Consider the following 12,622-nt stretch of genomic DNA (forward strand, 5'->3'; position numbering starts at 1 on the left):
CTCGTCCCCCCGCATTCCCTCCCACCGTGGCAGGGCCAGGCGCTGGCCCGCACCACGACTCCGGAACGACAGCCTGCAGGAGCAGTAGTGAAGCGCAGCAAGAATTACCGCGACGCGATCGCCAAGGTCGACAAGACCCGCGTCTACGCCCCGCTTGAGGCGGTGCGGCTGGCCAAGGAGACCTCCCCGGCCAAGTTCGACGCGACCGTCGAGGTCGCCATGCGCCTGGGCGTCGACCCGCGCAAGGCCGACCAGATGGTCCGCGGCACCGTCAACCTGCCGCACGGCACCGGCAAGACCGCCCGGGTCCTGGTCTTCGCCACCGGTGAGCGCGCGGCGGCCGCGGAGGCCGCGGGCGCCGACATCGTCGGCTCCGACGAGCTGATCGCCGAGGTCGCGGGCGGCCGCCTGGACTTCGACGCGGTCGTGGCCACCCCGGACCTGATGGGCAAGGTCGGCCGGCTCGGCCGCGTGCTCGGTCCCCGTGGCCTGATGCCGAACCCGAAGACGGGCACCGTCACGCCCGACGTCGCGAAGGCCGTCACCGAGATCAAGGGCGGCAAGATCGAGTTCCGCGTGGACAAGCACGCGAACCTGCACTTCGTGATCGGCAAGGTCTCCTTCGGCGAGCGTGAGCTCGTGGAGAACTACGCCGCCGCGCTCGACGAGATCCTGCGCCTCAAGCCGGCGGCGGCCAAGGGCCGTTACCTCAAGAAGAGCACCATCACCACCACGATGGGCCCCGGCGTCCCCGTGGACACCAACCGCACCCGCGACCTGCTCGCGGAGGAGGCCGTCGCCTGACGCCTCCCGCGCGGCGCCTGCCCGTTCTCCCTGCCCGTCTCCGCCGTACCTGTTTCGTCACAGCGGCGGAGGCGGGCAGGTGCGTTGTGGGGGACCGGAGTTAGCCTGAGGACAGGCCGGCGGACGCCGCGCGGGGGACCGGCGAGGGGCCGGGGTCCCGGCGTCCTGGCCAGAGACGGCGGGAGGCCACCATGCGCCACAGGCACGGCGCCGCGCTCGGCGCGGCGGCCCTGGTACTGCTGATGGGCACGGCCGCCTGTGGCGGCTCGGGAGACGGCGAACGCGCCGCTCCCGGGGACGGGCGGGGCGAGGCGGGGGAGCGGCAGGGCGAGGCGCTGGCCGCGGTGCAGGCCGCGGCCAGGTCCACCGAGGAGATCACCTCGGCGACCTTCGAGGCCGAGCTGAGCCGGCCGGGCTCGCCGGGCGGCGAGATCCGCGTCTCGGGGGCCCTCTCCTGGGGCGAGCAGGTCGCGATGGACGCCACCACCACGGGCGACTGGCTGGGCTTCGGCGCCGGGGGCGAGGCGGCCGAGGCGGAGCTGATCCGGGTCGACGACGCCCTGTACGTGAACGTGGCGGACGTGCTGGGCGGCGCCGGCGGCGCCGAGTGGCTGGGGCTCGACCTGGCGGACCTCGGCCGGCTGGCGGGCGACGAGACGCTCGCCGACGAGCTGTCCCTCGGCCTGGACGGATCGGCCCAGGACCCGGCGCGGCAGATGAGGCTGCTGCTCGCCTCGCCGGACGTCTCCCTGGCGGGCGAGGAGGAGCTCGACGGCGCCCGGGTGCGGCACTACGAGGGCTCCGTCTCGGTGGCGGAGGCCCTGGCGGGCGAGGGCGCGGCCGCGCTCACCGAGGAGGAGCGGCAGGCGATCTCCGAGGCCCTGGGCGCCCAGGGCATCGAGGGGTACGACGTGGACGTCTGGCTGGACGAGCAGGACTTCCCGGTCCGCGTCCTGCAGTCGTACGACACCGACGAGGGGCCGGTCACCTACCGGGTGGACTACGCCGATCTCGGCACGGAGGTGCGGGTGTCGGCGCCCGCGGAGGACGAGGTGACCGACCTCGGCGACTACCTCGGCGCGCTGGTGGGCGATGCCCTCGGCGGCGCGGGCGCCGGGGGAGACGGGGCGCGGGGGGCCTGAGCCGGGTGTGGGGGGCGCCCCCGCACCCGATTTGCCTGAGCGTGTGCCGGTCGCCTACCCTCGTGCGGTAGCCATAGACCGCTGGTTGCCGCCGCGTGCTCCGCGAGGAGTCCCGGGCGGCCGAAGGAATCCGCTGAACCGCGGACGGCCTGCGTAGGTGACCCTGGAAGACCGGAGACGTCCGTCTCCTCAGTCCGCCCTGTGCGCCTGCGCCAGGGCGTTTCGTTTTGCTCGTTTTGCCCGGTTCCTTCCGTTGCGGTTGTTCACCCGGAAAAACCCGGAAGGAGGGCCGAGGTTATGGCGAGTCCCGACAAGGCGGCGGCCGTCAAGGAGATCAGGGAGAACTTCGAACACTCCCACGCTGCCGTCGTCACCGCGTACACCGGTCTCACCGTGGCGCAGCTCAAGAAGCTGCGCCGTTCGCTCGGCGAGAACGCCCAGTACCGTGTGGCGAAGAACACGCTGACCAAGATCGCGGCCAACGAGGCCGGGGTCACCGGGCTCGACGAGTTCTTCAAGGGCTCGACGGCCGTCGCCTTCGTGACCGGTGACCCGGTCGAGGCGGCGAAGGGGCTGCGCGACTTCGCCAAGGAAAACCCCGCGCTCGTGATCAAGGGCGGCGTCCTCGACGGCAAGTCCCTGACCGCGGACGAGATCAACAAGCTCGCGGACCTCGAGTCCCGCGAGGTGCTGCTCGCCAAGCTGGCGGGTGGCCTGAAGGCGTCCATGGCCAAGGCCGCGGCGACCTTCCAGGCCCCGCTCACGCAGCTGGTCCGCACCGCGGACGCGCTGCGCGCCAAGCAGGAGGAGCAGGGCGGTGCCGGGGAGCCTGCTCCCGCCGAGTAGGCATCCGCCCGCCGAACACCGGCCGATCGACACAAGCCAACCGGCTGGCCAACCGGCACCAGCCGACTTCAAGTCAGACAGGGAAGGACCGTCATCATGGCGAAGCTGAGCCAGGACGAGCTGCTCGACCAGTTCTCCGAGATGACCCTGCTCGAGCTCTCCGACTTCGTGAAGAAGTTCGAGGAGAAGTTCGACGTCAAGGCCGCCGCCCCGGCCGCCGTCGCCGTCGCCGCCCCGGGTGGTGGCGGTGCCGCCGCCGAGGCCGAGCCGGAGAAGGACGAGTTCGACGTCGTCCTCACCAGCGCGGGCGACAAGAAGATCCAGGTCATCAAGGTCGTGCGCGAGCTGACCTCGCTGGGTCTCAAGGAGGCCAAGGAGCTCGTGGACAACGCTCCGAAGCCCGTCCTCGAGAAGGTCAACAAGGAGGCCGCCGACAAGGCCAAGGAGTCCCTCGAGGGCGCCGGCGCCGGTGTCGAGGTCAAGTGACCGCCTGACCGCCTCCGCGGTCGTCGCCAGGGGCGATCACCCAGTCGGGTGGTCGCCCCTGGGCGTTCTTCCGGCGGCCTCCTTGCCCCCCGCGGCAGGGCGGGTATGGTGATCTTCGGTCACCGAGGGGCCTTGACGAACCGCATCCGGCGCGCGATTCTCAGGTCGCGTCGCCAAGTCGGTCCATGATCCGAGGCATGGAACCGTGGCGGAGCGGGAAGTGATGCGGCAGACAGGTCCACGACCGGCGTTCGAGGCGGCCGGGCGTAGATCGTGAAGGGGTCTTCAGGCAGCCCGAGGGCGGTCTGGGGGTCGCGGCAAGAGAACACCGAGGGTGGCTCCTCGATGGTGGATAGGGGCATTGGACATCAGTGGGTCTTGTGGCTACACTGACTCTTTGCGCTGCCTAGCTGCCTCCTGCCCGTCACCAGGGGGATGGGCACGCGCGCAGAGAGTCCGAGCCCTCGGAAGGACCCCCTCTTGGCCGCCTCGCGCAACGCCTCGACCAACAGTACGAACAATGGCAGCAGCACCGCACCGCTGCGTGTCTCTTTTGCGAAGATCAAGGAGCCTCTAGAGGTTCCCAACCTCCTTGCGCTGCAGACCGAGAGCTTCGACTGGCTGCTCGGCAATGACGCCTGGAAAGCCCGCGTCGAGGCCGCGCTGGAGAGTGGACAGGACGTTCCCAGGAAGTCGGGCCTGGAAGAGATCTTCGAGGAGATCTCCCCGATCGAGGACTTCTCCGGGTCCATGTCGCTGACCTTCCGCGACCACCGCTTCGAGCCGCCGAAGAACTCGATCGACGAGTGCAAGGAGCGCGACTTCACGTACGCCGCCCCGCTCTTCGTCACGGCCGAGTTCACCAACAACGAGACCGGCGAGATCAAGTCCCAGACCGTCTTCATGGGCGACTTCCCGCTCATGACCGACAAGGGCACCTTCTGCATCAACGGCACCGAGCGCGTGGTCGTCTCGCAGCTGGTCCGCTCGCCCGGCGTCTACTTCGACAGCACCATCGACAAGACCTCGGACAAGGACCTCTTCTCGGCCAAGATCATCCCCTCCAGGGGCGCCTGGCTGGAGATGGAGATCGACAAGCGCGACATGGTCGGCGTCCGCATCGACCGCAAGCGCAAGCAGTCGGTCACCGTGCTGCTGAAGGCCCTGGGCTGGACCTCGGACCAGATCCTCGAGGAGTTCGGGGACTACGAGTCGATGCGCGCCACCCTGGAGAAGGACCACACCCAGGGGCAGGACGACGCGCTGCTCGACATCTACCGCAAGCTGCGCCCGGGCGAGCCGCCGACCCGCGAGGCCGCGCAGACCCTCCTGGAGAACCTGTACTTCAACCCCAAGCGGTACGACCTGGCCAAGGTCGGCCGTTACAAGATCAACAAGAAGCTCGGCGGCGACGAGCCGCTGGACGCCGGCGTGCTCACGGTCGAGGACATCGTCGCGACGATCAAGTACCTCGTCCGCCTGCACGCGGGGGAGACCGAGACGGTGACGCCGGGCGGGCGCACCATCGTGGTCGAGACCGACGACATCGACCACTTCGGCAACCGCCGCCTGCGCAACGTCGGGGAGCTCATCCAGAACCAGGTCCGCACCGGCCTGGCCCGCATGGAGCGCGTCGTGCGCGAGCGCATGACCACCCAGGACGTCGAGGCGATCACGCCCCAGACGCTGATCAACATCCGGCCGGTCGTCGCCTCCATCAAGGAGTTCTTCGGCACCAGCCAGTTGTCGCAGTTCATGGACCAGACCAACCCGCTCTCCGGGCTGACCCACAAGCGCCGCCTGAACGCGCTGGGCCCCGGCGGCCTCAGCCGCGAGCGGGCCGGCCTCGAGGTCCGTGACGTGCACCCCTCGCACTACGGCCGGATGTGCCCGATCGAGACTCCCGAGGGGCCGAACATCGGCCTCATCGGCTCGCTCGCCGCCTTCGGGCGGATCAACCCGTTCGGCTTCGTCGAGACCCCCTACCGCAAGGTGACCGGCGGCGTCGTCACCGACGAGGTGCACTACCTCACCGCCGACGAGGAGGACCGGTACGTCATCGCCCAGGCGAACGCCAGGCTGACCGACGACTACCGCTTCGCCGAGTCCCGGGTGCTCGTCCGCCGCCGCGGCGGCGAGATCGACTACGTCGCCGGCGAGGAGGTGGACTACATGGACGTCTCGCCGCGCCAGATGACGTCGGTCGCGACCGCCATGATCCCCTTCCTCGAGCACGACGACGCCAACCGCGCGCTCATGGGCTCGAACATGATGCGCCAGGCCGTGCCGCTCATCCAGTCCGAGGCGCCGCTGGTCGGCACCGGCATGGAGTACCGCTCCGCGGTCGACGCGGGCGACGTGATCAAGGCCGAGCAGAACGGCGTCATCAGCGACGTCTCCGCCGACTACGTCACCATCCAGAACGACGACGGCACCCACGTCACCCACCGGCTGGCCAAGTTCCACCGCTCCAACCAGGGCACCTCCTACAACCAGAAGGTGCTGGTCGAGGAGGGCGACCGGGTGGTGGCCGGGCAGGTCATCGCCGACGGCCCCTCGACCCAGCGCGGCGAGATGGCCCTGGGCAAGAACCTGCTGGTCGCGTTCATGCCCTGGGAGGGCTACAACTACGAGGACGCGATCATCCTCTCGCAGCGCCTGGTGCAGGACGACGTCCTGTCCTCGATCCACATCGAGGAGCACGAGGTCGACGCCCGCGACACCAAGCTGGGCCCCGAGGAGATCACCCGCGACATCCCCAACGTGTCCGAGGAGGTCCTCGCCGACCTCGACGACCGCGGCATCATCCGGATCGGCGCCGAGGTCGAGGCCGGCGACATCCTCGTCGGCAAGGTGACCCCCAAGGGCGAGACCGAGCTGACCCCCGAGGAGCGCCTGCTGCGCGCGATCTTCGGCGAGAAGGCCCGCGAGGTCCGCGACACCTCGCTGAAGGTGCCGCACGGCGAGACCGGCAAGGTCATCGGCGTGCGCGTCTTCGACCGCGAGGAGGGCGACGAGCTCCCGCCCGGCGTGAACCAGCTGGTCCGCGTCTACGTCGCGCAGAAGCGCAAGATCACCGACGGCGACAAGCTGGCCGGCCGGCACGGCAACAAGGGCGTGATCTCCAAGATCCTGCCCGTCGAGGACATGCCGTTCATGGCCGACGGCACCCCGGTCGACATCATCCTGAACCCGCTGGGCGTGCCCTCCCGCATGAACCCGGGGCAGGTCCTGGAGATCCACCTGGGCTGGCTCGCCTCCCAGGGCTGGAAGATCGAGGGCGACGAGGCGGAGTGGAAGGAGCGGCTGCGCGCCATCGGCGCCGACGAGGTCGCCCCCGGCACCAACGTCGCCACCCCGGTCTTCGACGGCGCCCGCGAGGACGAGATCGCCGGTCTCTTCGAGTCGACCATCCCGAACCGGGACGGCGACCGGCTGGTGCTGCCCTCCGGGAAGGCGCGGCTGTACGACGGCAGGTCGGGCGAGCCGTTCCCGGACCCGATCTCCGTCGGGTACATGTACATCCTGAAGCTCCACCACCTCGTGGACGACAAGCTGCACGCGCGCTCCACCGGCCCGTACTCGATGATCACCCAGCAGCCGCTGGGCGGTAAGGCGCAGTTCGGCGGCCAGCGCTTCGGCGAGATGGAGGTGTGGGCGCTGGAGGCGTACGGCGCCGCCTACGCCCTGCAGGAGCTGCTGACCATCAAGTCCGACGACGTCACCGGACGCGTCAAGGTCTACGAGGCGATCGTCAAGGGCGAGAACATCCCCGAGCCCGGCATCCCCGAGTCCTTCAAGGTGCTCATCAAGGAAATGCAGTCCCTTTGCCTGAACGTGGAGGTGCTGTCCTCCGACGGCATGTCCATCGAGATGCGTGACACCGACGAGGACGTCTTCCGCGCCGCGGAGGAGCTCGGCATCGACCTGTCCCGGCGCGAGCCGAGCAGCGTCGAAGAGGTCTGACGGGTCTCCCGGGCGGCAGCCCGGGAGGTTCCCCCATCCGGACCCCGATCAGACCATTGATGACACGACACTGAGAGGGATTGACGAGAGTGCTCGACGTCAACTTCTTCGACGAACTGCGGATTGGCCTGGCCACCGCTGACGACATCCGTCAGTGGTCGCACGGCGAGGTCAAGAAGCCGGAGACCATCAACTACCGCACCCTCAAGCCCGAGAAGGACGGCCTCTTCTGCGAGAAGATCTTCGGCCCCACCCGGGACTGGGAGTGCTACTGCGGCAAGTACAAGCGCGTCCGCTTCAAGGGCATCATCTGCGAGCGCTGCGGCGTCGAGGTCACTCGTGCCAAGGTGCGCCGTGAGCGGATGGGCCACATCGAGCTGGCCGCCCCCGTCACCCACATCTGGTACTTCAAGGGCGTTCCCTCGCGCCTGGGCTACCTGCTCGACCTGGCCCCGAAAGACCTGGAGAAGGTCATCTACTTCGCCGCGTACATGATCACGTACGTGGACGAGGAGCGCCGCACCCGCGACCTGCCCTCGCTTGAGGCGCACATCTCCGTGGAGCGCCAGCAGATCGAGCAGCGCCGCGACGCCGACCTGGAGGCCAGGGCCAAGAAGCAGGAGGCCGACCTGGCCGAGCTGGAGGCCGAGGGCGCCAAGGCCGACGCCCGCCGCAAGGTGCGCGAGGGCGCCGAGCGCGAGATGAAGCAGCTCCGCGACCGGGCGCAGCGCGAGCTCGACCGCCTCGACGAGGTGTGGAACCGCTTCAAGAACCTCAAGGTCCAGGACCTGGAGGGCGACGAGCTGCTCTACCGCGAGCTGCGCGACCGCTTCGGCACCTACTTCGACGGCTCGATGGGCGCCGCCGCGCTGCAGAAGCGCCTGGAGACCTTCGACCTGGAGGAGGAGGCCGAGCGGCTGCGGGAGATCATCCGCACCGGCAAGGGCCAGAAGAAGACCCGCGCCCTGAAGCGGCTGAAGGTCGTCTCCGCCTTCCTGCAGACCTCCAACAGCCCCAAGGGCATGGTCCTGGACTGCGTCCCGGTGATCCCGCCGGACCTGCGCCCGATGGTGCAGCTCGACGGTGGCCGCTTCGCGACCTCCGACCTGAACGACCTGTACCGCCGGGTCATCAACCGGAACAACCGCCTGAAGCGGCTTCTCGACCTCGGCGCCCCCGAGATCATCGTGAACAACGAGAAGCGCATGCTCCAGGAGGCCGTGGACGCGCTGTTCGACAACGGCCGCCGCGGGCGTCCGGTGACCGGCCCGGGCAACCGGCCGCTGAAGTCGCTCTCCGACATGCTCAAGGGCAAGCAGGGCCGCTTCCGGCAGAACCTGCTGGGCAAGCGCGTCGACTACTCGGCCCGGTCCGTGATCGTGGTCGGCCCGCAGCTGAAGCTGCACCAGTGCGGCCTGCCCAAGGCGATGGCCCTGGAGCTGTTCAAGCCCTTCGTCATGAAGCGCCTGGTGGACCTGAACCACGCGCAGAACATCAAGTCGGCCAAGCGCATGGTCGAGCGCGGGCGCACCGTGGTGTACGACGTCCTCGAAGAGGTCATCGCCGAGCACCCGGTGCTGCTCAACCGCGCCCCGACCCTGCACCGGCTCGGCATCCAGGCCTTCGAGCCGCAGCTGGTCGAGGGCAAGGCGATCCAGATCCACCCGCTGGTGTGCACCGCGTTCAACGCGGACTTCGACGGCGACCAGATGGCCGTGCACCTGCCGCTGTCCGCGGAGGCGCAGGCCGAGGCCCGCATCCTGATGCTGTCCTCGAACAACATCCTGAAGCCCGCCGACGGCCGCCCGGTGACCATGCCCACCCAGGACATGGTGCTCGGCCTGTTCTTCCTCACCACCGACGAGGAGGAGCGCGAGGTCAAGGGCGAGGGCCGGTCGTTCGCCTCGACCGCCGAGGCGATCATGGCCTTCGACGCCGGCGAGCTCTCGCTCCAGGCGAAGATCGACATCCGCTTCCCCGTGGGCTCGGTCCCGCCCCGCGGCTGGACCCCGCCGGCCCCGGCCGAGGGTGAGCCCGAGTACCAGCCGGGCGACAGCTTCCGGATGCGCACCACGCTGGGGCGCGCCCTGTTCAACGAGCTGCTGCCCGAGGACTACCCCTTCGTGGACCAGTCCGTGGGCAAGAAGCAGCTGTCCGGCATCGTCAACGACCTGGCCGAGCGCTACCCCAAGGTCGTGGTCGCCGCCGCCCTGGACAACCTCAAGTCCGCCGGCTACTACTGGGCCACCCGCTCCGGCGTGACCGTCGCGGTCTCCGACATCGTGGTTCCCGAGGCGAAGAAGCAGATCCTCGCGGACTACGAGGCGCAGGACGAGAAGGTCCAGAAGCAGTACGAGCGCGGCCTGATCACGAAGGACGAGCGGACGCAGGAGCTCATCGCGATCTGGACGAAGGCGACCAACGAGGTCGCCGAGGCCATGAGCGCGAACTTCCCCAAGACGAACCCCATCTTCATGATGGTCGACTCGGGGGCCCGCGGAAACATGATGCAGATGCGTCAGATCGCGGGCATGCGCGGGCTGGTGTCCAACGCGAAGAACGAGACGATCCCGCGGCCGATCAAGGCGTCCTTCCGCGAGGGCCTGTCGGTGCTGGAGTACTTCATCTCCACGCACGGCGCCCGCAAGGGCCTGGCCGACACCGCCCTGCGGACCGCGGACTCCGGGTACCTCACCCGGCGTCTGGTGGACGTCTCGCAGGACGTGATCATCCGCGAGGAGGACTGCGGCACCGACCGCGGCCTCAAGCTGACGATCGCGGCCAAGGGCGCGGACGGCGTGCTGCGCAAGGCGGACGACGTCGAGAGCAGCGTCTACGCCAGGTGCCTGGCCGAGGACATCGTCGTCGACGGCAAGGTGCTGGCCCCGGCGGGCACCGACCTGGGCGACGTGCTGATCGACGAGCTGGTCAACCACGGCGTGGAGACCGTCAAGACCCGCTCCGTCCTCACCTGCGAGTCGGCCGTGGGCACCTGCGCCATGTGCTACGGGCGTTCGCTGGCGACCGGCAAGCTGGTCGACATCGGCGAGGCGGTCGGCATCATCGCCGCCCAGTCCATCGGCGAGCCCGGCACCCAGCTGACCATGCGGACCTTCCACACCGGCGGTGTCGCGGGTGAGGACATCACGCAGGGTCTGCCGCGTGTGGTCGAGCTCTTCGAGGCCCGCACGCCCAAGGGCGTCGCGCCGATCTCCGAGTCGGCCGGCCGGGTGCGCATCGAGGAGACCGAGAAGACCAAGAAGGTCATCGTCACCCCGGACGACGGCTCGGACGAGACCTCCTACGCGGTCTCCAAGCGGGCCAGGCTCCTGGTGAGCGAGGGCGAGCACGTCAACGTCGGCCAGCCGCTGACCGTCGGCGCGGCCAACCCGCACGACGTGCTGCGCATCCTCGGCCAGCGGGCGGTGCAGATCTACCTGGTCGGCGAGGTCCAGAAGGTCTACAACTCGCAGGGTGTCGCCATCCACGACAAGCACATCGAGATCATCGTCCGGCAGATGCTGCGCCGGGTGACGATCATCGAGTCGGGCGACGCGGAGCTGCTGCCCGGCGAGCTGGTCGAGCGCTCGAAGTTCGAGAGCGAGAACCGGCGCGTGGTGGCCGAGGGCGGCCACCCGGCCTCCGGCCGTCCGCAGCTGATGGGCATCACCAAGGCCTCGCTCGCCACCGAGTCCTGGCTGTCGGCGGCGTCCTTCCAGGAGACGACCCGGGTGCTCACCGACGCGGCGATCAACGCCAAGTCGGACTCCCTGATCGGCCTCAAGGAGAACGTGATCATCGGCAAGCTGATCCCGGCCGGCACGGGCCTGTCCCGCTACCGGAACATCCGGGTCGAGCCGACCGAGGAGGCGAAGGCCGCGATGTACTCGGCCGTCGGATACGACGACATCGACTACTCGCCCTTCGGCACCGGCTCCGGCCAGGCGGTCCCCCTGGAGGACTACGACTACGGCCCCTACCAGGGCTGACCCCCTCCGCCCGTCGGGAGGCGTCTCCCGGCCGTCCCGAGGCCCGTTCCGCGCGGCTGTGCCGCCGCGGGGCGGGCCTTCGGGCCGCCCGGGGCCCTCGTCCGGCGGGGGCCTCGCCTGGCCGTCCCCGCCGGGGGCGTACGGGGCGGGGCGGCGGGGGAACGCGGCGGTGAACGTTCGGGGCGCGGCAGGCATGAAGGCGCGGCGACGGGGAAAAATGCAGGAGCCGCGGCGCACGCGTACCCGCGGGGACGGTTTCGGTATCGTCGTGTGGGCTGTTGCTCCATATCCGCGCGCGGGCAGGCGATCGTTTTGACCCTGGCCCGTAGGGTAGGTACGCTCTGACCTTGTGCCTGGGGTGTTCCCTGCGCTCTTTCAGCCGTAGAAGGAACTCCGGGATCTGCATCCTCTCCTCACTCTCACGAGGAGGCCGGGAGCCGTGCAGTCTTCGACACGCCCGACCGCGTGGGTCGGCGGGTGTTCCAGGTTAGCTTTATCGAGATCGGCACAGAGAAACCGGAGATACGGTGCCAACGATCCAGCAGCTGGTCCGCAAGGGCCGGCAGGACAAGGTCGAGAAGAACAAGACGCCCGCGCTCGAGGGCTCGCCCCAGCGCCGCGGCGTCTGCACGCGTGTGTTCACGACCACCCCGAAGAAGCCGAACTCGGCGCTTCGGAAGGTCGCGCGTGTGCGGCTGAGCAATGGGATCGAGGTCACCGCCTACATCCCGGGTGAGAACCACAACCTTCAGGAGCACTCCATCGTGCTGGTGCGCGGTGGCCGTGTGAAGGACCTGCCGGGTGTGCGCTACAAGATCATCCGCGGCTCTCTTGACACCCAGGGTGTGAAGAACCGCAAGCAGGCCCGCAGCCGCTACGGCGCCAAGAAGGAGAAGTAACCATGCCTCGTAAGGGCCCCGCGCCGAAGCGCCCGGTGCACGTCGACCCGGTCTACGGCTCTCCCCTGGTGACCTCCCTCATCAACAAGGTGCTGCTCAACGGCAAGCGCTCCACCGCCGAACGCATCGTCTACGGCGCCATGGAGGGCCTGCGCGAGAAGAGCGGCACCGACCCTGTCATCACGCTCAAGCGCGCGCTGGAGAACGTGAAGCCGACCATCGAGGTCAAGTCCCGCCGCGTCGGCGGCGCGACCTACCAGGTGCCGGTCGAGGTGAAGCCCGGCCGTTCCTCCACCCTCGCGCTGCGCTGGCTGGTCGGGTACTCCCGGGCCCGGCGCGAGAAGACGATGACCGAGCGGCTGATGAACGAGCTGCTCGACGCCTCCAACGGGCTCGGCGCCTCCGTGAAGAAGCGCGAGGACACCCACAAGATGGCCGAGTCCAACAAGGCCTTCGCGCACTACCGCTGGTAGTCGCACACCCCATCGAG

The 12,622-nt window shown here is 69.2% G+C and carries 8 protein-coding genes; all 8 read left to right on the plus strand.

What is annotated here, in order from left to right:
* Positions 1–87: 87 nt before the first annotated feature.
* Positions 88–804: a 50S ribosomal protein L1 gene (rplA, locus tag D7294_RS00520; protein WP_120674235.1), complete on the plus strand. Its 717-nt coding sequence runs from the start codon at positions 88–90 to the stop codon at positions 802–804.
* A gap of 191 nt (positions 805–995) precedes the next feature.
* The gene (locus D7294_RS00525) at positions 996–1,946 is read left to right on the plus strand and encodes an SCO4651 family lipoprotein (protein WP_120674237.1); all 951 of its coding nucleotides are present in this window, start codon (positions 996–998) and stop codon (positions 1,944–1,946) included.
* Between the two features lie 297 nt (positions 1,947–2,243).
* Positions 2,244–2,792, plus strand: a complete 549-nt coding sequence (gene rplJ, locus D7294_RS00530) for a 50S ribosomal protein L10 (protein ID WP_120674239.1) — start codon at positions 2,244–2,246, stop codon at positions 2,790–2,792.
* 96 nt (positions 2,793–2,888) lie between these two features.
* Positions 2,889–3,278, plus strand: coding sequence for a 50S ribosomal protein L7/L12 (gene rplL / locus D7294_RS00535; protein WP_120674241.1), 390 nt, complete (start codon positions 2,889–2,891; stop codon positions 3,276–3,278).
* A 480-nt stretch (positions 3,279–3,758) separates the two neighbouring features.
* Entirely contained in the window at positions 3,759–7,244 is a 3,486-nt protein-coding gene (rpoB, locus tag D7294_RS00540) for a DNA-directed RNA polymerase subunit beta (protein WP_120674244.1), read from the plus strand.
* A gap of 89 nt (positions 7,245–7,333) precedes the next feature.
* Positions 7,334–11,233, plus strand: a complete 3,900-nt coding sequence (locus tag D7294_RS00545) for a DNA-directed RNA polymerase subunit beta' (RefSeq protein WP_120674246.1) — start codon at positions 7,334–7,336, stop codon at positions 11,231–11,233.
* 527 nt (positions 11,234–11,760) lie between these two features.
* A complete protein-coding gene (rpsL, locus tag D7294_RS00550) occupies positions 11,761–12,132 on the plus strand; it encodes a 30S ribosomal protein S12 (protein ID WP_049572471.1) in 372 nt (123 codons plus the stop codon).
* Between the two features lie 2 nt (positions 12,133–12,134).
* Positions 12,135–12,605, plus strand: coding sequence for a 30S ribosomal protein S7 (gene rpsG, locus D7294_RS00555; protein ID WP_120674248.1), 471 nt, complete (start codon positions 12,135–12,137; stop codon positions 12,603–12,605).
* The last annotated feature ends 17 nt before the right edge of the window (positions 12,606–12,622 follow it).

Origin of the sequence: Streptomyces hoynatensis (genome assembly GCF_003626535.1) — a bacterium.
GTDB lineage: Bacteria > Actinomycetota > Actinomycetes > Streptomycetales > Streptomycetaceae > Streptomyces > Streptomyces hoynatensis.